Origin of the sequence: Polymorphobacter sp., assembly GCF_051860865.1 — a bacterium.
GTDB lineage: Bacteria > Pseudomonadota > Alphaproteobacteria > Sphingomonadales > Sphingomonadaceae > Sandarakinorhabdus.
Map to the genome: position 1 here is coordinate 706 of NZ_JBIMKZ010000059.1, position 19299 is coordinate 20004.

Below are 19299 nucleotides of genomic sequence, written 5' to 3' on the forward strand. Positions count from 1 at the left end.
GCACCAGGCCGATCTGCGAGCCGGTGAAGCCTTGCGCCTTTTCAAGCCAGAGCGGCAGGAATGGGACCAGGCAGCCGAAGCCGGCAAAGAACAGGCAGCCGAGCACCGTCGCACGCAACGCCGGAGGCGCGAAAAGGACGGGCACCGCGGCGGGCATGGCGCACCATGCCGTGCCGCCGCGCGGCTGTCATCGGCCGTTTATGCGCTCAGCGAGCCTTCAGCCGCGCCGCATAGGATTTGCGGAACTTGGCGAGCTTGGGGGCGATGACGGCGGCGCAATAGCCGTTGCGCGTGCCGTTCCGCTCGAAATAGCCCTGGTGATAGGCCTCGGCTGGATACCAGCGCGAATCGGGCTCGATGCTGGTGACGATCGGCGCATCCCAAAGCGCCTGGGCGCGGGCGATGGCAACACGCGCTTCCTCGGCTTCCGCCTCGCTGGCAGGGAAGAGTGCCGACCGATACTGGGTGCCGGTGTCGGCGCCCTGGCGGTTGAGAGTGGTCGGATCATGGGTAGCGAAGAAGATATCGAGCAGGTCGCCATAGCCGATGACGGCCGGGTCATAGGTGATGCGCACCGCCTCGGCATGGCCGGTGGTGCCGCTGCACACCGCCTCGTAGCTCGGGTCTACGATCTGGCCGCCGATGTAACCCGATTCGACATGATGAATGCCCTGGACGGCATCGAACACCGCCTCGGTGCACCAGAAACAGCCGCCGGCCAGCGTGGCAACCGCAGTCTCGGGCGCAGTCTCGGGCGCAGTAGTCATCATGGTCTCCTCAGGCAACAGCACTGATCGCTAGGTAGGGACGGGCGCCGCGGGGGAAAAGGGGGCGTGCATGAACGTCGCAGTCACCGGTTACGCAAAGAATTGTCATTCCTGTGGCCCGCCCGACACAGTCGGACTCGCGCTCCCGGCTGTCCAATGTTATCCACAGGACAGCGACTCGGGGGGAGTCGGCAACTTCGTGTGTTTGCTGGTGTGTCACCCCTCATATTGTAACAACGAGAACATATGGGTTGTGCGATGAATCCCTATGATGCCACGATGCGCAATGCAGCCGCCCGGATCGGCGTGTGGCTTTATGGCATGGCGCGTTTGTATCGACGGCCCTTGATGATCATGGCGCTGGCTAGCGCGACTATGGTCGCCAGCGTCAGCGCGACATCGCATCAGGCGCCAGTCGCACCGGACATCCAGCCGACCAACTGACCCTCATGCTTTTCAGCGCCTTGCATCGCTGTTAATCGGAGTCAGCTTCCGCTCTGACAAAGGATGGCCATGGCGCAGCCCGATACCGCGGCCGACGATTCGTCGGTCGCGCGCCAGACCACCACCACGCCGGCCGACATGCCCCCCGTCGGCGGGGCCTATGCCCGCTATGTCCTGTTCGTGCTGGTCGTCGTCTATGCGATGAACTTCATCGATCGCCAGATCCTGGCCATCCTCGCCGAGGACATCAAGCGCGACCTCGGCCTGTCGGACAGCGATCTCGGCTTTCTCTATGGCACCGCCTTTGCGGTGTTCTACGCGATGTTCGGCATCCCGCTGGGCCGGCTGGCCGACAACTGGGTCCGCGTCAGGCTGTTGTCGCTGGGGCTGTTCGTCTGGTCCGGCATGACCGCCCTGTCCGGACTTTCCACCAATTTCCTCCAGCTGAGCGCCGCGCGTGTCGGCGTCGGCATCGGCGAGGCCTCTGCCGGCCCGGCCGCCTATTCGATGCTGTCAGACTGGTTCCCCAAGGGCCAGCGCGCCACCGCCTTGGCAATCTATTCCTCCGGCCTCTACCTCGGCGGCGGCGTTTCGTTTTTCATCGGCGCCGTCGTGGTCAAGGCCTGGAATGCCACCTGGCCGGTCGGAGGGCCGCTCGGGCTCGTTGGCTGGCAGGCCGCTTTCCTCGCTGTCGGTATTCCCGGCCTGCTGCTGGCGCTGCTCGTCGCGACGCTCAAGGAGCCGATCCGCGGCCAAGCCGAGGGCCTGCCGCCACCGCCGCCGGTGCACGGCATCGGCCGCAAGCTCTGGACCGACCTGTCCAGCGTCATCCCCCCGCTGACGTTCTTCCACCTGGCCGCGCTCGGCGGCCGCGTGTTGGCGACCAACATCGCCGTGGCGGCAGGCTTTGTCGCGCTGGCCTGGCTTCTGATCACGCTGACCGGCGACACCCCGCAATGGGTGGCGCTCGGCCTCGGCGGCTATGCCATCGCGAGCTGGGCGCAGTCGCTGCGGGCACACGACCCCCCGGCGTTCGCGCTGATCTGGGGCACGCCGACCTTCCTGCTGACGATCATGGCCTTCGGCACCATGTCGTTCGTCGGCTATTCGGTCGGCTTCTGGGTGGTGCCCTATGCCATCCGCACCTTCGTGGTGCCGATGACCGCGGCGGGCGGCGACCTGCCCTGGTACGCAACCACCCAGGCGGTGGCGCTGATCGTCGGCGGCTGGGCCGCGGCCGGCGGCTTTCTCGGCACCATCGGCGGCGGATTCCTGGCGGACTGGGCGAAGAAACGGCACCCGAGCGGCCGCATTGCCGTCGCCTCGCTGGCAACCCTGGTGCCGGCACCGTTCATGGCCGCGATGTTCACCACCGACAGCCTGCTCGCGTTCCTGCTGCTCAACATCCCGCTGGCGTTCGGCAGCGTATGGCTCGGCATCGCCGGCGCCACGGTCCAGGACCTCGTCATGCCGAGGATGCGCGGCGCGGCCTCCGCGACCCTGTTCCTCAGCACGACCCTGGTCGGGCTCGGGCTCGGTCCCTATTTCACCGGCTTCATCTCCAGGACCAGTGGCGATCTTGCCACCGGTGTGCTGGCGCTGCTGTTCATGGCGCCGGTGACATTGGCCTGCCTGTGGCTCGTCTATCGCAGTCTGCCGGCGGCCGAGGCCAGCCGGATCGCCCGGGCGCAGGCGGCCGGCGAAATCATCTGAAGAACACACCGCCACTGCCGTGTTTTTGGGCAGATGACCATCGGACGAGCAGCTATTACGGGCAATGCCGATAAACTGCCCGGCGGCTGCCCTTTACAATCATGCCGTGCGGTCTGGCATGGAACTTGCTATGATATTTCGAGAAGCTGTTGGCAGGCCTGTTATGGTAACAGCGCTTGCCTATGGCTACAGACCCGGCAAAAGGTAGGAGGCTCCTGCGCGTAGCCGCCCTTGTTCCGGGAGCCTGTATTCGGGGAGTGAACGGTGAAAAAGATCGAGGCGGTTATCAAGCCTTTCAAGCTGGACGAGGTGAAAGAGGCGCTGCACGATGTCGGCGTGTCCGGTATCACCGTGACAGAAGCCAAAGGCTTCGGCCGGCAGAAGGGCCATACCGAACTCTATCGCGGCGCCGAATATGTCGTCGATTTCCTGCCGAAGGTGCGGCTCGAAGTGGTGGTCGATGACGACCAGGCAGAGCGCGTCATCGAGGCGATTGCCAATGCCGCCCGGACCGGCCGGATCGGCGACGGCAAGATTTTTGTATCCGCGATCGAAAGTGCTATCCGCATTCGCACGGGCGAACGCGACTCGGACGCGCTTTGAGATCGGGAGCAGACCGGCAGGCATCATTCCTGCAGGCTGGTATTGAGTAGCAACCATCAGTTTCAACCTCTGACCAACAGGGAATTTAAGAGAAATGGCGACGACCCCATCCGATGTGCTGAAGCAGATCAAGGACCAGGAGATCGAGTGGGTCGATCTCCGCTTCACCGATCCCAAGGGCAAGTGGCAGCACCTGACCATGGTTGCGGGCGTGATCGACGAAGACATGCTCACCGATGGCTTCATGTTCGACGGTTCGTCGATCGCCGGCTGGAAGGCGATCAACGAGAGCGACATGATCCTCATGCCCGATCTCGACGCGATCTATATCGATCCGTTCTCGGCCACCCCGATGATGATCCTGATCTGCGACATCGTCGAGCCGTCGACCGGCCAGCTCTATGGCCGCGATCCGCGCTCGACCGCCAAGCGCGGCGAGGCCTATCTGAAGGCCAGCGGCATCGGCGACACCGTCTACATCGGGCCGGAAGCCGAATTCTTCGTGTTCGACGATGTCCGCTTCGGGCTCGGCTATAACGAAGGCTTCTTCCACCTCGATGACATCGAGCTGCCGACCAATTCCGGCAAGGAATATGAAGGCGGCAACATGGGCCACCGGCCGCGTGCCAAGGGCGGCTATTTCCCGGTTGCCCCGGTCGACTCCGCCGTCGACCTGCGCGGCGAAATGGTCTCGACAATGATCGAGATGGGCCTGCCCTGCGACAAGCATCACCATGAAGTCGCCAGCGCCCAGCACGAGCTCGGCCTGACCTTCGGCACCATGGTCACCACCGCCGACCGGATGCAGGTTTACAAGTACGTCGTGCACCAGGTCGCCCATGCCTATGGCAAGACCGCGACCTTCATGCCCAAGCCGATCAAGGACGACAATGGCTCGGGCATGCACACCCATCTGTCGATCTGGGACGGCAAGAAGCCGCTGTTCGCCGGGGACGGCTATGCCGGCCTGTCGGAAATGGCGCTGTACTTCATCGGCGGCATCATCAAGCACGCCAAGGCGTGCAACGCCTTCACCAACCCGTCGACCAACAGCTACAAGCGGCTGGTCCCGGGCTTCGAAGCCCCTGTGCTGCTCGCCTATTCGAGCCGCAACCGCTCGGCCTCGTGCCGGATCCCCTATGGGACCGGTGCCAAGTCGAAGCGCGTCGAAGTGCGCTTCCCCGATGCGATGGCCAACCCCTATCTGTGCTACACGGCACTGCTTATGGCCGGCCTCGATGGCATCGAGAACAAAATCCACCCGGGTGCCCCGATGGACAAGAATCTCTATGATCTGCCGCCGCGCGAACTGAAGAAGGTGCCGACGGTCTGCGCCTCGCTGCGTGAAGCCCTGGGCGCCCTCGACAAGAATCGCGCCGTGTTCACCAAGGGCGGCGTGTTCACCGATGACCAGATCGACGCCTATATCGAGCTGAAGATGGAAGACGTCCAGCGCTGGGAAATGACCCCCTCGCCGGTCGAATTCGACATGTACTATAGCGCCTGATCGCCCCTTCGGCATCGGCATGACGAAAGCCGCAGGCCTCGCCTGCGGCTTTTTTCATGCGTTTTTATTGCGTTGCATCATAAAATATCATCGCGGCCCCTCGGCGTTCCACATATGTGAAATTGGCGGAAACCCAAGAAAAAAGGGCCGGCGCATAGCACCGGCCCTATAGTTTATCCTTGGGGAGGATTGCCAATATGGCCTGATTATGTTGCACCGCAGCAGCCGACATTGCAACGCAAAAATGAACTGGTTTTCATCTTTTTTTATGAACGGCCCCGCCACACCGGCTGTTCGCCGCTTGTTCACGCGCCCGCACGCGCTAGAAGAAGATGATGAGTGACCTGTTCGCCGCCACTGCCTCCAGCGCCGATTATGATGCCAGCCATATCGAGGTTCTCGAAGGGCTGGAGCCGGTGCGCCGGCGGCCAGGCATGTACATTGGCGGCACCGACGAGCGGGCGCTGCATCATCTCGCCGCCGAGGTGCTGGACAATGCCATGGACGAAGCCGTCGCCGGCCATGCCAGCCGGATCGAGGTGACGCTGGAGGCCGATGGCGCGTTGACCATCACCGACAATGGCCGCGGCATCCCGATCGATCCGCATCCGCGCTTTCCCGACAAGTCGGCGCTCGAAGTCATCCTGACCATGCTGCATTCGGGCGGCAAGTTCGGCGGCAAGGCCTATGCGACCTCGGGCGGGCTGCACGGCGTCGGCATTTCGGTGGTCAACGCCCTGTCCGAGGCGCTGACCGTCGAGGTGGCGCGCGGCCGCGAGCTTTATCGCCAGCAGTTCAGCCGCGGCGCGCCGCTCGGCGGCCTCGAACGGCTGGGTGCGGTGGCCAACCGGCGCGGCACGCTGGTCCGCTTCACCCCCGATCCGCAGATTTTCGGCGACACGGCGCGCTTCAAGCCGGCGCGGCTGTACCGGCTGGCGCGGTCCAAGGCCTATCTGTTCGGCGGCGTCGAAATCCGCTGGAAGACGGCCGTCTCCGACGGCGACACGCCGGAAACCGCCACGTTCCATTTCCCCGGTGGCCTCGCCGATCATCTGAAGGAGCGGCTCGAAGGCCGCGACATGGTCACCCCCGACGCCTTTGCCGGCCGCGCCGACCTGGCGGAGAACAAGGGGGCTGTCGAATGGGCCTGCGCCTGGCCGCTCTATGGCGAGGGATCGGCCAGCTTCTACTGCAACACCATCCCCACCCCAGAGGGCGGCACCCATGAAGCCGGGCTGCGCGCCGCGCTGTTGCGCGGGCTGCGCAATTTCGCCACGCTGACCGGCAACAAGAAGGCCGCTGAACTGTCCGGTGAGGATGTGTTCTCCGGCGCAGAGATCATGCTGTCGCTGTTCATTCGCGATCCGCAGTTCCAGAGCCAGACCAAGGACCGGCTGACCTCGCCCGATGCCGCCCGGCTGGTCGAGAACGCCGTGCGCGATCATTTCGACCATTGGCTGACGGGATCGGGGGAGCGGGGCCGGGCGCTGCTCGGTTTCGTGCTCGACCGGATGGAAGATCGGCTGCGACGGCGCGCCGAATCGCAGATCAAGCGCAAGACCGCCACCAGCAAGCGCAACCTCCGCCTGCCCGGCAAACTCACCGACTGCGCGCGCGACGACGCCGTGGGCACCGAACTGTTCATCGTCGAAGGCGATTCGGCCGGCGGCTCGGCCAAACAGGCACGGGACCGGCTGACCCAGGCGATCCTGCCGATCCGCGGAAAGATCCTCAATGTCGCCAGCGCCAATGCCGCCAAGATCAGCGCCAACAGCGAAGTAGCCGACCTGATCCAGGCGCTCGGCTGCGGCACCCGCGACCGCTACCAGCCCGACGCCCTGCGCTACGAGCGGATCGTCATCATGACCGACGCCGATGTCGACGGCGCCCATATCGCCACGCTGCTGATGACCTTCTTCTTCCGCGAGATGCCCGGCCTGGTCCGCGATGGCCGGCTGTTCCTGGCGCAGCCGCCGCTCTATCGGCTGGCGGCCGGCGGCACCGTCGCCTATGCCCGGGACGACGCCCACCGCGAGGAACTGATGCGCACCAGCTTTGCCGGCCGCACCAAGATCGAGGTGAGCAGGTTCAAGGGGTTGGGCGAGATGGCACCGGGGCAGCTGAAGGAAACGACGATGGACCCGGCGAAGCGCACGCTGCTGCGCGTGCGCCTGCCCGAGGACGGGATCGGCCGTGCCGATGTCTCCGATCTGGTCGAGCGGCTGATGGGCCGCAATCCCGAGCATCGCTTCGCCTTCATCCAGGCCCGCGCCGAGAAAGTGGACGCGGAAGCCCTCGATGCCTGAGGCCATTTCGTCCTATCGCTGGGGTACGGTGCTGCCGGTCATCGGGCTGTGCCTGCTGGCCTGGACCTTCTCCAGCTTCGACCAGTCGTTGTTCGGCTATGCCATTCCCGGCATCATGGGCGAGTTCGGCGTCGGCCTGCCGACGATCAGCCTGATCATGGCGATGGGCTTCGTCTCGGCCGCCCCGGCGGCGCTGATCCTCGGCGTGATGGCCGACCGGATCGGCCGCCGCAAGACGCTGGCCTTCTGCGTCGGCGTCTCCTCGCTGCTGGTCGGCCTGCACGCGGTGGCGACCGACCTGACGACGATCGGCATCCTGCGCGTGCTGGGCTTCGCCATCTCGGCCGGCGTGTCGCCGATCGTCACCACCTATGCCGCGGAGAGTTCGCCGGCACGTTGGCGCGGCGTCATCATCGGGGGGCTCCAATGCGGGTTTCCGCTCGGCTGGTTCTTCGCCTCGCTGTCGACCGCGCCGCTGATCGAGGCCTATGGCTGGCGCGCGCCCTTTTATGTGGCGTTCGCCGTGGTGCCGCTGTCGCTGATCTTCCTGAAGCTGCTCCCCGAGAGCAAGCTGTTTCGCGCCGCCGGTGCCGGCCACACGCCGCCGTTCCGCGCCAATTTCGCCGAACTGATGCAGGCGCCGTACCGCAAGCGCATCATCCTGATCACATTGATCTATTTCTGCTTCGGCTCCTCCTATGCCGGCAGTGCCTATTATTTCCCGACCTTCCTCAACGAGCTGCGCGGCTATTCCCCGGCCGAGGCCGCCTCGGTTGTCGGGCTGGCCTATGGCATCGGGCTGGTCGGCTATTTTGCCTCCTCCTTCACCGGCGAGTTCGTGCTGACGCGGCGGATCACGCTGACAATCTGGACCTGGATCGGCACGGCCGCCTTTGCCGGCTTCGTCTGGCTGCCGGAAACCCGGACCGAGAACATCCTCTGGTTCTCCGGCCTGGCAATGTTCGGCTATGGCTCGATGCCGCTGATCCAGACGATCAAGACCGAGATGTTCCCGACCCGGTTGCGCGCCACCGCGGCGGCGATCACCGCCGGCGTCGGCCTCAACATCGGCTATGCCGGCGCCCCTGTGCTGGTGGCGCAAGTGGTGCAGACCACCGGCTGGCAGATGGCCTTTTCGATGACCGTCATCCCGGCGATGTTCATGTGCGGCTTTCTCAGCCTGTTCCTGGACAATCTGGCCTCAGGCGCCGAGCTGGACTGACCCTCAGTTGTGCGGCCGCGTATAATAGGCCGCGTCCATTTCGCTGGTTGGAATGGCTGAATCGATAATGACATGCACCAGCAGCGGCCCCTGCCCGGCCGGCCGCGCCGCCAGATACTCCTCGAGCGCCGCGCCGCTCGTGACGCGCACCGCCTCGATGCCATAGGCCGTGGCAATCGCGACAAGGTCCGGCGTCGTCTGGTCGGCAATCGTCGACTGGACCCCGGCGATCTGGAACAGCCGGCGTTCGGCGCCCAGCCCATTGTCGTCCATGACGAACAGCACCACCGGCAGCTTCTCGTCCGCCAGCGTCGCCAGCGCGTTGGTGGACGCCATCATCCCGCCGTCCCCGACAAAACAGGCCGCGACCGCCTCCGGCCGCCCCATCGCCGCCCCCATCGCCACCGCCAGCCCACAGCCGACACGGCCGAGCTGCCAGGGAAAGACGATATCGGCCGGGCTGTCGACCGACAGATGCGCCGCCGGCACCGCCATGAACAGACCGATATCGGTGGTCAGGATACGCGGGCGCGGCAGCAGCCGGTCGGCAACCTCGACGATCCGGCGCGGGTTGGCCGCGCCTGGCGCCTCCGCCATGTCCAGCCCCTCCCAGCGGTCGATCCCGGCAATCCGTCCCGCCACGGCGCCATCGCGCCAGCCGGGCCGGTCAATCCGGCCAAGCCGGCTGACAAGCGCCTCACACACCAGCCGGGCATCACCGAGCACCGCAACATCAGGCTGCCGATAGTCGCCAATCGCCGCCGGACTGACATCCACATGCACGACCTTGACGCCACGATAGAGCAGCCCATGGCCGAAGGTATAATCATTGAGCGAGGCACCCAGCGCGACCACCAGATCCGCCTCGTTCAAGATGCGCGCCGCACCGGCGGCCGAAAAGCCCCCGCTCAGCCCCACGCAATAGGGATCATCGTCGAGCCAGTCCTTGGTCAGCAGCGTCGTCGCCAGCAGCCCGCCCGCCGCCTCGGCCAGCGCCCGCGCCGCCGCCTTGCCATCGGCAAGATACACCCCGCGCCCGACCAGGATCAGCGGCCGCGCCGCCGCTTCGACCAACCCGGCCAGCGTCTCGATATCGGCGGCCTCTGGCGCCAGCGGCGGCGCGGCACGCACAGGCGCCGGCTGATATTGCCAGCCCTCCGGCATCGCCTCGCGCCCACCCAGGTAATGGAGCGCGATCGGACCATGCCCGTGGCGGAGATGGCGAAAGCAGGTACCGATGTCCCGGGCAAGCGTGGCGGGCGAGCCACTGTCCTGCACCATGCCGATCGTCGCCTGCAGCAGCGGCAGCTGCTCATAGCTCATGTTGTTGTGCGGGTCGGCCCCATGCGCCCCGCCGACAATGGCCAGCAGCTTCGACCCCGACATCCGCGCGGCAAGAAACGTCGCCGATGCATTGGCCAGCCCCGGCCCGAAGCAGATGATCGCCACGCCGATGCGCCCCGTCGCACGCGAATAGCCATCGGCCATGCCGACCGCCACTTCCTCGTGCCGGGCGGGCACGAAGCGGATACCGTGCCGGTCGGCAAGCTCGCGGCTGAGATCGAGGACACCGTTGCCGAGCATGCCGAAAACCGTGTCGACGCCCTCGGCGGCGAGCGCAGCGGCCAGGGCTTCATAGCTTTTCATGGTCGGGTCCCCGAAACAGAAAGGGCCGGCCCCGAAGGACCGGCCCGATCAGGATTGAACGATCAGAAGCGGTAGCGCGCCTCCACGCCGACCTGGCGGGTAAAGGCCTGGGTCAGCACGTTGATGTGCGGGAACACCACCACGGCCTCGGTCGCATATTTCTTGTTGAACAGGTTGCGGGCCCAGGCACTGACCTCGAACCGCTCGGTGCCGACGCCGAGACGGACATTGACCAGGTCGATGGCGTCACGATCGGTGTTCGGCGTGTTCTGGATGTCGAACCACATCGAGCCGCTGCGCGTCCATTCGGCACGCGCATTAACCGTCAGCGTATCGGTCACCGGCTGCGCCAGCTGGCCACCAAGCACCGAGTTGTACTTGGCGGTGTTGGGCATCCGGTTGCCGACAAGCCGCGGATCGGCGAGGAAGCGGGTGATCTTGCTGTCGACATAGCCATAGCCGCCGAACAGCGTGAACGTGTCCGTCAGCCGCGCCTGCACGTCGAATTCGAAGCCCTTGATGCGCGAGGCATCGACGCTGTCGATCGAGGCGATCGAGGCGTTGGGATCGAACCGGTACTGCTGGGTATTGCTCAGGTCGGTGATGAAGCCGGCAATGGTGAAGCTCAGGCGACGGTCGAACAGCTCGCCCTTCATGCCGATTTCATAGTTGGTGGCGACTTCCTTGTCGAAGCTGTCCTGGCTGAACACCGAGGCTTCGGCCTGGGCGCGGGCCTGCTCGGGCGTGGTGCCGGGCACCGCCAGGAACACCGGGATCTTCGAACGGACGATGATCTCGCGGCTGCCGATGTCGTTATAGCCGCCGGTCTTGAAGCCCTTGCCCCAGCTCGCATAGACCGAGCCGAAATTGTCGATCTTGTAGGTGATGTTGACCTTCGGGCTGAACTGCCGGAACACCCGGCTGCGCCCGTCGGTGCACTCGGCCAGGCTCAGGCCAAGAATACGCACACACTGGTTGAACGACTGGCCGCTGAACGGGCTGATCGCGTCGGTGCCCTGCGAAGTGGTGTAACGCTGCTCGATATCATAGCGGCCCGCCAGGCCGATCTCGAGCTGGTCGGTGACGTCATACTGGATGTTGGCGAAGGGGGCGATGTTATGGCCGCCCTTGTCGTTGATCGTATAGACGCGCGACGCATAGGGGGAGTCGACACCATAGAGCTGGCTCGGCTCCAGCGGCACCGCGCCGCCGCCGATCAGCGTCCGCTGGCCGCCGACAATGCCGTTATAGCCCAGCAGCGTCTGCCCGGCCGGAATACGGCCGTTCAGCGCGACGTTGCGGAAACGCCGCCATTCGGTCCACAGGAATTCGGCGCCGACCTGCCACTTGAACGCGCCGTCGCTGTTCGAGCTCAGGCGAAGCTCCTGGTCGAACTGCCAGAATTCGTCATCATTGTTCTGGGTCTGGTCGCCGAAGATGCCGGCCCAGGCGCCGAAGTTGGTGCTGGCATCGGCGGCATTGCCATAGGGCAGATTCTTGCCGCCCGACTTCTGATGGACATTGGCCCAGGAGGTGACCGAGGTCAGCGTGGCCCCGCCGAAATCATAGTCGATTTTCACCGCGGTGCTGAAGATGTTCTGGCGCAGGCTCGACACCACGTCGGAGACGATCGGGATGTCGACATTGTTGGTGTCGACTTCGGTGATCGGCACGCCGCCGACGACGGTGCCATTGGGGGTCAGCGGGTGGCGGGCGATCTGCGGTAGATAGGCATAGGTGCCGCCCTTGGCGTTCTGGAGGTTGACGCGGAAATCGACGCTAAGCTCCGGCGTCGGCGTGTAGATGGCGCGGAACCGGCCGATATATTCGCGGTAGCGCTGCGGCTTCTCCCCGGTGTTGATATTGGTGAACGGGCCGTCGGTATCATTGGCGGCAAGGGTAGCGCGAACCTTCAGCACCCCCGGCACGATCGCCCCGCCGAAGGAGACGCTGCCGTTCATGCTGTTGAAATTGCCATAGCCGCCGCGCACTTCGCCCGACCAGTCATCGGTCAGGTCCTTGGTCTTGATGACGATGACGCCGGCCGAGGCGTTGCGGCCATAAAAGGCCCCCTGCGGGCCCCGCAGCACTTCGATCTGCTCGATATCGACCAGTTCCTGAACGAATTCGGACGGCTGCGATAGCGGCACGCCATCGACGATGATGCGCACCGACGGCTCGGCGTTGCGGACCGAGGTCTGGCCGCGGATGTTGACGAAGAAATCGGTGCGGTTGATCGACTGGTTGAAGCTGACGTTAGGGGTCAACTGCAGGAAGTCCGACGGCCGCTGGATGCCGGCCTGCTGGATCTGCTCGGCGCCGAACACCGAAACCGCCACCGGCACCTCGATCAGCCGCTGGTCGCGCTTGAGGCCGGTAACGATGATCTCGTCGGCATCACGCGCGGCCGGCGCGGAATCGACGGCAGCAGTTTGGGCCTGTTCCGCTTCAGCAGCGTGCGCGAAGCTGGAGACAAGCAGTGCAGCGAGCGCAGATGTGCGCAAAAATACGGAAGTCGTATTCATATGTATTCTCCCTGTTGACGAATAACCCGAACGTATTTTATCTTTATTATTCTTGGCTTAGGCTGCTTACACGGGTCCATAGCGCGCTGGCAATCTCCTCCGGCACAAGATCGGTCTGATAATTCACACCGCCCGAGAGCAGCACCGGCAGGGCATCTTGCCGCATCGCCTGCGCCCGCTCGAAATAGGGATGCAGCACGTCGTCCGGGGCGCTCATGATAAGCAGCGGCGCCTGGACACGCTGAAAGGCGGCGGCAAAATCATAATCCCACACCGCGCCATAGGTCCAGGACCGGGTCCGCCACGAGCGCAGCATCGCGCTCATCTCGCGGTTGGCCAGATCGGGCGAATCCGCCCCCGCCCAGCGGACATAGTTCCACGTATCCTGCAGATAGGCGCCGCTGGCCTCGGGCCGGAACGGCGTGCCGAAGCGCGTGCCATGGTCGGCGCGCTCCTCGGGCGTCAGCGGCAGCACGCCGATCAGCGTCAGCGACGCCGCGAGCGCCGGCCGCCGGTCGGCGAGCGCCAGCGCCACCACCGCACCGGTGTGATGGCCGACGAGATGGCAGCGCTGAATGCCCAGCGCCGCAATCGCATCGCCCAGCCAGTCGGCATAGCGCTCGATCGGCACCGGACCGGGCGGATCGAAGCTCTCGCCGAACCCCGGCGTCTCCAGCGCGATCAGCGGCGCCTTGCCGGCCAGCGCCCGCATCACCGGCAGCCACATCCGGTACGTGCTGACCGTCTTGTGGATGAAGACGATCGGCACGCCCTCGCCGGCCATCATCGCATAATGGATCTGCCCGTCCGGCAAATTTACATAGGCCTTGGTGTACCTCATGCGATCAGGACCCGACCTCGGCGATCACCTGCTGGTACCGCTCGATGGTGGCGCCCTCGGCCTGCTGTTCGCCGCGGGCACGCATCGCGTAGAGCACCCGGTCCAGATAATCCTGCCGCCATTGCTCGCGCGCGGCCTCCACGTCGGCCGTGGCGCGGTACGCCTCGATCTCGACCAGCGGCAGCACGCCGCGCTCGGCCAGGAGCCGCTCGCTGGTATCGCAGCGCTCGCGCAACACCGCCACTTCCTGGGTCAGCGCCATCAGCGTGGCGAGCAAATCATCGAGCTGCTCCGATTCGAGGAAGACCGGCCTTGTCCCCCGCGCCCGCGGCAGCGCGGTCATTTGACCGCGCCCATCAGCTGCCAGGTGCCGCGACCGGCATCGGCAACGCCCTCGCTGAACACCGTCTGGCCGTCATAGGCGCGCGAAAACTGCTGGAAGAAGGTCTGTGCGGGGTCGAAGCCGGCGCCGGCCATCAGCTCATGCGGATCCATCTTGCGGTAGGTCTCCCAGAACGGCTCATTGTTGTTCGGCCCGTCGAACAGCATCATGAAGCCGTTGAACGGCGTCAGGGACGACAGGAAGCACATCTCGACATGGGCGACGACCCCGCCCTTGCGGGCAACGCGGTGGCTTTCCTTGAGGATATTGCGGATGGCGCGGTTCGAGGTCTCGTGGAACAGGATGTGCGAAAGGACGATGTCGAAATACCCGTCCGGATAATCGAGCGCCTCGGCATTCATCTGGCGGAAGTGCACCGGCACCCCCATCGCCTCGGCGCGGGCATGGCCATAGCGCAGCATCGGCGCACCGACGTCGATGGCATGGATCTCGGCGCCGGGGAAGGTTTCGGCATAGGGCAAGGTCGAATGGCCGACCGAGCAGCCGAGATCGAGGATGCGCAGCGGCCGGCCCTCGACAGCGAGATCAGGGAAGCGCTCGGCGAGGAAACTGCTGATCAGCCGCCCCATCCGGTCGGTGCGCGGGCCGAGCCCGCCCATGCCATAAACATGGACGCCGCGGTCATAGAGCGCGCCGGCGGTCACATCGCCCTCGAAGCGTTCGGTCTGGTAGCCGCCGGGCATGCAATGAATATCGACGGCGCTGACATAGCGCGGGATCTCGAGGTCCGGATCGAGCGTCAGCGAGCCGATCGGATTGGCGATGCGGGCGCGCTCGGCCATCGCCTCGGCGTTGCGGCTGACCGGCTCCATCACCGAGTTCCACAGCAGTTCCTGCGCGGTCCGGTAGAGCGAGCCCCACATCCGGTACTGATATTCATTCTCCATCACGTCCTTCACCTCGTGCGGCGTGGCGGGCGGCCGGCCATGCGCCTTGATGAAGGCCGGCTCGACGCGGCGCTCGTAGACGGTCTGGATTTCCGGCACCATCTTGCGCGCCAGATGCAGCTTCAACGACTGGATGAACGCCTGCCGCGCGAGATCGTCGGCGGTGGCGGGCGGCAGTTGCGCATGGGCGAACTGGGTTTCCATGATCATGGTCTGGCTCCTCCTTCTTGCGCCCGGATGGCCTCTCCAAGCGCCTTGTCGGTAATGATGATAGCAGATCGACCCCAGGATAGCAGAATCACCGCCATCGGCATGAACACCGCCGCCGTGGCCGCCAGCGACAGATGGACCAGCGCTTCGTCCTTGAAGACATAATCGGTGAACAGCGCCACCGATGTCGGACCCAGCGCCAGCCCGAGCAGATTGATCACCGAAATATAGAAGGCGGACAGCTGGGCGCGCATCGTCGCCGGCGCCACCATCTGCACCGCAGCCGGCGCCGCGCCGAGCGGCATCGCCAGGAAGAAATAGGCCCCCGCCAGGCAGGCCAGCACCATCGCGCTGCTGGTCACAAAGGCCAGCCCGACGCACATTACCAGCAGCCCGACCCCGCACACCGCGCCGAGCCGCAGCGGCGCATCGATGATGCCGCGCCCGACCGCCCGGTCGATGACAAGGCCGCCGAGCATGCACCCCAGCCCGCTGGCGAACAGCGCCGACAGGCCGACCGAATAGCCGGCCTGCGGTGCCGTGAACCCATGGATGCGGATCAGGATCGACGGCGACCAGGCCGCCAGCGCGCTCGACATCAGGATGAAGCAGGAGAAGCCGACGCACAGGCTGGTGAAGGTGCGGGCATGGGCACGCACATAGGCGACCGTCAGCCGGAACGACACGACATTGCCGGCGACATGGCCGGTCCGCGCCGGCTCGCGGATCGTAAGCATCAGCGCGATACCGAAAATCCCCAGCCCGCCCAGCATGATGAACACCAGCTGCCAGCTGCTCAACTGCGCGCCGAGCAGTTGGACAGCGCCGAAACCCTCCGCCACCTCGATCAGTGCCCCGCCCAGAATCAGCGCCAGCCCCAGCCCCAGAAACGCGCCGAGCGTGTACAGGCTGGAGGCCAGCGACAGCTGGTGCCGGGGAAAGCTGTCGGCAATGATCGCATACGCCGCCGGGGACAGCGTCGCCTCGCCGACGCCCACCCCCATGCGCGCCAGGAACAGTTGCGGAAAGCTCCGCGCCAGCCCGCACGCCGCCGTCATCAGGCTCCACAGCCCAACGCCGACGATGATCAAATTGCGCCGATTGACGGTGTCGGCAATGCGGCCGATCGGAATCCCCAGCAATGTGTAGAACAGCGCAAAAGACAGTCCCTGCAGCAGGCTGATCTGCGTGTCGGACAGCAGCAGGTCCCGCTTCAGCGGCTCGACGAACAGGCTGATCACCTGCCGGTCGATGAACGAGATGATGTAGACGACCATCAGCACGAACACCGCATACCAGGAGCGCAGCGGCGCATTGGCCGCCCGCGCCAGCAGCGCCTGCGCGCCCCCCGGATTTGCAGGAGAATAGGCAGTCAAGCGTGTCCCCTCCTGACGCCACTGCGTCGAACCCCGATATTTACACCGAACAGCCCCCCCAGCCATTGACATCCATGCAGAACAAATGTGCATGGAAAGTCATGCTGAATTGGGATGATGTCCGGATATTCCTCGCCGTGGCCCGCGACGGCCGCTTCGTGTCGGCGGCGAAGCGCCTCGGCATCGACCATACCACGGTTGCCCGCCGGATCAGCGCCCTCGAAGCCTCGGTCGGCAGCCGCCTGCTCGACCGGTCGCCGCGCGGCGTCGCCCTGACGCTCGAAGGCCAGCGTCTGCTCGGCCACGCCCAGCGCGTCGAGGAGGAGATGCTGGCCGCCGCCGAGGATGTCGCCCATGCCGATGAGCGCCTGGCCGGCCCGGTCAGGCTCGCCACCCCGGCCGGCCTCGGCACCTATGTCATCGCCCCCCAGGTCCGCCGCTTCGTCGAGAATTATCCGGAAATCGAGCTCAGCCTGATCCCCGAATCCAAGGCTTTCAGCCTGGCCCAGCGCGAGGCCGATATCCTCGTCGGCCTGCACCGCCCCATGCACGGCAACCTCGTCTCCCAACGGCTCGCCGATTACTGGCTCGGCCTCTACGCCTCGCAGGACTATCTCGACCGCCACCCGCCGATCCACGCCGTCAGCGATCTCGCCGCCCATGATTTCGTCTGGTCGGTCAGTGATCTCGTCGATTTCAGCGAAATCAAGGTGCTCGACGCCATCGCCAAGGATTCGCACATCGCGCTCCGCAGCAGCTCGGTCCACGTCCAGCATACGGCGGTCGCCTCCGGGCTGGGCATCGGCCTGCTCCACGGCTTCGCCGCAACGCGCGACCCGCGGCTCGTCGCCGTGCTGCCCGAGCAGGTCAGCGAAATGCGCACCTATTGGCTGACCGTCCATGCCAATTACCGCAGCATGCCCCGCGTCCGCGCCGTCATCGATTTCCTCCACGGCCTGGTAAGCGAGGGCCGCCCGCATCTGATGCCCTAGACTTGCCGGCTGTCCACCCCGACGCTAGCACTAGGCCACAGCAAAAGGACAATGCATGGCCGCGCGAGACGCCAGCGCCTGGGAAACCCCGCCCCCGATTCCCCCGGAAGGGCTGGTCTCGGGCACGGTCTACACCGATCCCGCCATCTTCGCTGACGAGATGGAACGCATCTTCACACCCGGCTGGCGACTGGCCTGCCACGAAAGCGAACTGCCCGAGCCCTATGACTACCGGACGTTCGACCATGCCGGCCAGCCACTGTTCTGCATCCGGGACGGCGACGGCCAGATCCGCACCTTCATCAACGCCTGCTCGCACCGCGGCGCCCGGCTGCTGAGCGACCCCGCCGGCAATGCCCGCCGCATCACCTGCTTCTACCACCACTGGAGCTATGACGCGAAGGGCAGCTGCATCGCCGTCCCCCGCGCCGAAGGCTATGCCGCCAGCGGGCTCGACCGCAGCACCCTCGGGCTGCGCGAGATCCGCACCGAAATCCGCCTCGGCCTCGTTTTCATCACCATGGACAGCACCGCCGAAGCGCTCGACAAAAGCCTCGCCGGCGCGCTGGCCCCGTTCGAGCCGATCATGGGCGGCGGCAGCCTCGAAGCCATCCATTTCTCCCGCAGCCTGCTCAACTGCAACTGGAAAGCCTGGCAGGAAACCAACCTCGATCTCTACCACGAGAACATGCATGTCGTGCTCCGCAAGACCCAGCGCGACGCCATGCCGATGGCCGACCGCCACATCCGTATCTACGGCAACGGCCATGCCGGCTCGGGCAAGATGGTGGCGGCCTATGGCGGCTATCAGGGCTTCGCCGGACGCGGTAGCGACGTGCCGCCCCTGCCCGGCACCGACGCCGCCGATTTCCGCTTCTCGGTGCTGTTCCCATCGAGCGCGATCCTCTCGCGCGGCACGGTCATGCGCATCGACACGGTGATCCCGGTATCGCCCTCCCAGACCATCCTCGAAATGCGCGGCCTCGGCCTCAAAGGCGACACCGACGCCGACCGGCGCGTCCGCTACCGGCATTTCAACCAATATTGGGGACCAATGGGCCGCAACGTCCCCGAGGACATGTTCGCCGCCGAGGCCTGCGAGGCCAGCTTCCGCCACCAGGCCGCCCGCTACCAGATCATCGCTCGTGACGAAGGCCTGACCGGCCAGGACGACGCGCCACTCCGCAGCTTCTACGCCGAATGGGCGCGGCTGATGCACCGCGACGCCCATGCGCCGCACCCCGTGCCCGCATGACCATCGACCTGCCGGCCCGCACCGCCCTGCTGCTCGACAAGCGCGATTTCGATGCCTTCCTCCGCCTCTGCACCCCCGATTTCCAGTACAGGGTGCAGGTCTGGAGCCCGGAAATCCGCCGTCAGATGCTGTGGTTCGATCATGACCGCGCCGGCCTGAAAGCCCTGTTCGAGGCACTCCCCGAGCATGTCCTGCGCCCCGACCAGATGCTCCGCCACCTCGGCCAAAGCGTCATCGATCTGGACGGCGACAACGCCGCCCGCATCGACACCAGCCTGACCGTGTTCATGACCGGCCCCGACGGCCAGAGCCGGCTCTGGGCCGTCGGCCGCTATGAAGACCGCGCCGTGCGCCTCGACGGCCAATGGCACCTCGCCGAACGCACCACCCGCCTGCAAACCCGCGACCTCGGCATCGGCACCCACGTCCCGATCTAGGTCGCATCGACATCCAACCAAAGTGGCCTCCGGCGGTAAGAGAAAGTGCCTCCGGCGGCTGGGGCCGCAGGCCCCAGACCCCAATAATCCGGCCTTCGCAAGGCGACGGCAACCAGGCCCTGCGGGATCAACCCAATAATTGGGGTTTGGGGCCTGCGGCCGCC

16 protein-coding genes are annotated in these 19299 nt (G+C 65.6%); 9 read left to right on the forward strand and 7 right to left on the reverse strand.

Translation table 11 applies throughout. The features are described 5' to 3' along the window. Positions 1 to 206: 206 nt before the first annotated feature. Positions 207 to 767 (reverse strand): peptide-methionine (S)-S-oxide reductase MsrA, encoded by a 561-nt coding sequence (gene msrA, locus ACTIFJ_RS11210; protein WP_439534196.1) that lies wholly within the window; start codon positions 765 to 767, stop codon positions 207 to 209. A gap of 258 nt (positions 768 to 1025) precedes the next feature. Between msrA and ACTIFJ_RS11215 the strand changes: the two genes are divergently transcribed. The 6 genes from ACTIFJ_RS11215 (at position 1026) to ACTIFJ_RS11240 (ending at position 8562) form a co-directional block, all read left to right on the forward strand. Next, the gene (locus ACTIFJ_RS11215) at positions 1026 to 1211 is read left to right on the forward strand and encodes a hypothetical protein (protein WP_439534197.1); all 186 of its coding nucleotides are present in this window, start codon (positions 1026 to 1028) and stop codon (positions 1209 to 1211) included. 69 nt (positions 1212 to 1280) lie between these two features. Beyond that, entirely contained in the window at positions 1281 to 2924 is a 1644-nt protein-coding gene (locus tag ACTIFJ_RS11220; RefSeq protein ID WP_439534198.1) for a spinster family MFS transporter, read from the forward strand. Between the two features lie 264 nt (positions 2925 to 3188). Further along, positions 3189 to 3527: a P-II family nitrogen regulator gene (locus tag ACTIFJ_RS11225; protein ID WP_439534199.1), complete on the forward strand. Its 339-nt coding sequence runs from the start codon at positions 3189 to 3191 to the stop codon at positions 3525 to 3527. Positions 3528 to 3621: 94 nt separating this feature from the next. After that, on the forward strand, positions 3622 to 5034 hold the full coding sequence (gene glnA, locus ACTIFJ_RS11230; protein WP_439534200.1) for a type I glutamate--ammonia ligase: 1413 nt from the start codon (positions 3622 to 3624) through the stop codon (positions 5032 to 5034). Between the two features lie 332 nt (positions 5035 to 5366). Continuing rightward, positions 5367 to 7340 (forward strand): DNA topoisomerase IV subunit B, encoded by a 1974-nt coding sequence (parE, locus tag ACTIFJ_RS11235; RefSeq protein ID WP_439534201.1) that lies wholly within the window; start codon positions 5367 to 5369, stop codon positions 7338 to 7340. Then, a complete protein-coding gene (locus ACTIFJ_RS11240; protein WP_439534202.1) occupies positions 7333 to 8562 on the forward strand; it encodes an MFS transporter in 1230 nt (409 codons plus the stop codon). The genes parE and ACTIFJ_RS11240 overlap by 8 nt, the downstream gene beginning before the upstream one ends. A gap of 3 nt (positions 8563 to 8565) precedes the next feature. Here ACTIFJ_RS11240 and ACTIFJ_RS11245 read toward each other — a convergent pair whose 3' ends face one another. From ACTIFJ_RS11245 to ACTIFJ_RS11270, 6 genes are all read right to left on the reverse strand, one after another. Further along, positions 8566 to 10209, reverse strand: coding sequence for a thiamine pyrophosphate-binding protein (locus ACTIFJ_RS11245; protein WP_439534203.1), 1644 nt, complete (start codon positions 10207 to 10209; stop codon positions 8566 to 8568). Between the two features lie 62 nt (positions 10210 to 10271). Further along, complete coding sequence (locus tag ACTIFJ_RS11250; protein WP_439534204.1) at positions 10272 to 12734, reverse strand: TonB-dependent receptor; 2463 nt, start codon at positions 12732 to 12734, stop codon at positions 10272 to 10274. 46 nt (positions 12735 to 12780) lie between these two features. Continuing rightward, positions 12781 to 13575, reverse strand: coding sequence for an alpha/beta fold hydrolase (locus tag ACTIFJ_RS11255; protein ID WP_439534205.1), 795 nt, complete (start codon positions 13573 to 13575; stop codon positions 12781 to 12783). A gap of 4 nt (positions 13576 to 13579) precedes the next feature. Further along, entirely contained in the window at positions 13580 to 13918 is a 339-nt protein-coding gene (locus tag ACTIFJ_RS11260) for a hypothetical protein (RefSeq protein ID WP_439534206.1), read from the reverse strand. After that, positions 13915 to 15075, reverse strand: a complete 1161-nt coding sequence (locus tag ACTIFJ_RS11265) for a class I SAM-dependent methyltransferase (RefSeq protein WP_439534207.1) — start codon at positions 15073 to 15075, stop codon at positions 13915 to 13917. The genes ACTIFJ_RS11260 and ACTIFJ_RS11265 overlap by 4 nt, the downstream gene beginning before the upstream one ends. After that, positions 15072 to 16451 (reverse strand): spinster family MFS transporter, encoded by a 1380-nt coding sequence (locus ACTIFJ_RS11270; RefSeq protein ID WP_439534208.1) that lies wholly within the window; start codon positions 16449 to 16451, stop codon positions 15072 to 15074. Before ACTIFJ_RS11270 ends, ACTIFJ_RS11265 begins: the two co-directional genes overlap by 4 nt. Before the next feature lie 101 nt (positions 16452 to 16552). Between ACTIFJ_RS11270 and ACTIFJ_RS11275 the strand changes: the two genes are divergently transcribed. From ACTIFJ_RS11275 to ACTIFJ_RS11285, 3 genes are read left to right on the forward strand one after another with little or no spacing between them, the layout of a single operon-like run. Continuing rightward, positions 16553 to 17443, forward strand: a complete 891-nt coding sequence (locus ACTIFJ_RS11275) for a LysR family transcriptional regulator (protein ID WP_439534209.1) — start codon at positions 16553 to 16555, stop codon at positions 17441 to 17443. A gap of 55 nt (positions 17444 to 17498) precedes the next feature. Then, on the forward strand, positions 17499 to 18698 hold the full coding sequence (locus ACTIFJ_RS11280) for an aromatic ring-hydroxylating oxygenase subunit alpha (protein ID WP_439534210.1): 1200 nt from the start codon (positions 17499 to 17501) through the stop codon (positions 18696 to 18698). After that, positions 18695 to 19135 (forward strand): nuclear transport factor 2 family protein, encoded by a 441-nt coding sequence (locus tag ACTIFJ_RS11285; RefSeq protein ID WP_439534211.1) that lies wholly within the window; start codon positions 18695 to 18697, stop codon positions 19133 to 19135. The genes ACTIFJ_RS11280 and ACTIFJ_RS11285 overlap by 4 nt, the downstream gene beginning before the upstream one ends. Positions 19136 to 19299 lie beyond the last annotated feature (164 nt).

Excerpts from the sequence above, each read along its gene's own strand:
- msrA (WP_439534196.1), bottom strand. The coding sequence starts at position 767 with ATGACTACTGCGCCCGAGACTGCGCCCGAGACTGCGGTTGCCACGCTG.
- ACTIFJ_RS11215 (WP_439534197.1), top strand. The coding sequence starts at position 1,026 with ATGAATCCCTATGATGCCACGATGCGCAATGCAGCCGCCCGGATCGGC.
- ACTIFJ_RS11220 (WP_439534198.1), top strand. The coding sequence starts at position 1,281 with ATGGCGCAGCCCGATACCGCGGCCGACGATTCGTCGGTCGCGCGCCAG.
- glnA (WP_439534200.1), top strand. The coding sequence starts at position 3,622 with ATGGCGACGACCCCATCCGATGTGCTGAAGCAGATCAAGGACCAGGAG.
- parE (WP_439534201.1), top strand. The coding sequence starts at position 5,367 with ATGATGAGTGACCTGTTCGCCGCCACTGCCTCCAGCGCCGATTATGAT.
- ACTIFJ_RS11240 (WP_439534202.1), top strand. The coding sequence starts at position 7,333 with ATGCCTGAGGCCATTTCGTCCTATCGCTGGGGTACGGTGCTGCCGGTC.
- ACTIFJ_RS11245 (WP_439534203.1), bottom strand. The coding sequence starts at position 10,209 with ATGAAAAGCTATGAAGCCCTGGCCGCTGCGCTCGCCGCCGAGGGCGTC.
- ACTIFJ_RS11250 (WP_439534204.1), bottom strand. The coding sequence starts at position 12,734 with ATGAATACGACTTCCGTATTTTTGCGCACATCTGCGCTCGCTGCACTG.
- ACTIFJ_RS11255 (WP_439534205.1), bottom strand. The coding sequence starts at position 13,575 with ATGAGGTACACCAAGGCCTATGTAAATTTGCCGGACGGGCAGATCCAT.
- ACTIFJ_RS11260 (WP_439534206.1), bottom strand. The coding sequence starts at position 13,918 with ATGACCGCGCTGCCGCGGGCGCGGGGGACAAGGCCGGTCTTCCTCGAA.
- ACTIFJ_RS11265 (WP_439534207.1), bottom strand. The coding sequence starts at position 15,075 with ATGATCATGGAAACCCAGTTCGCCCATGCGCAACTGCCGCCCGCCACC.
- ACTIFJ_RS11275 (WP_439534209.1), top strand. The coding sequence starts at position 16,553 with ATGCTGAATTGGGATGATGTCCGGATATTCCTCGCCGTGGCCCGCGAC.
- ACTIFJ_RS11280 (WP_439534210.1), top strand. The coding sequence starts at position 17,499 with ATGGCCGCGCGAGACGCCAGCGCCTGGGAAACCCCGCCCCCGATTCCC.
- ACTIFJ_RS11285 (WP_439534211.1), top strand. The coding sequence starts at position 18,695 with ATGACCATCGACCTGCCGGCCCGCACCGCCCTGCTGCTCGACAAGCGC.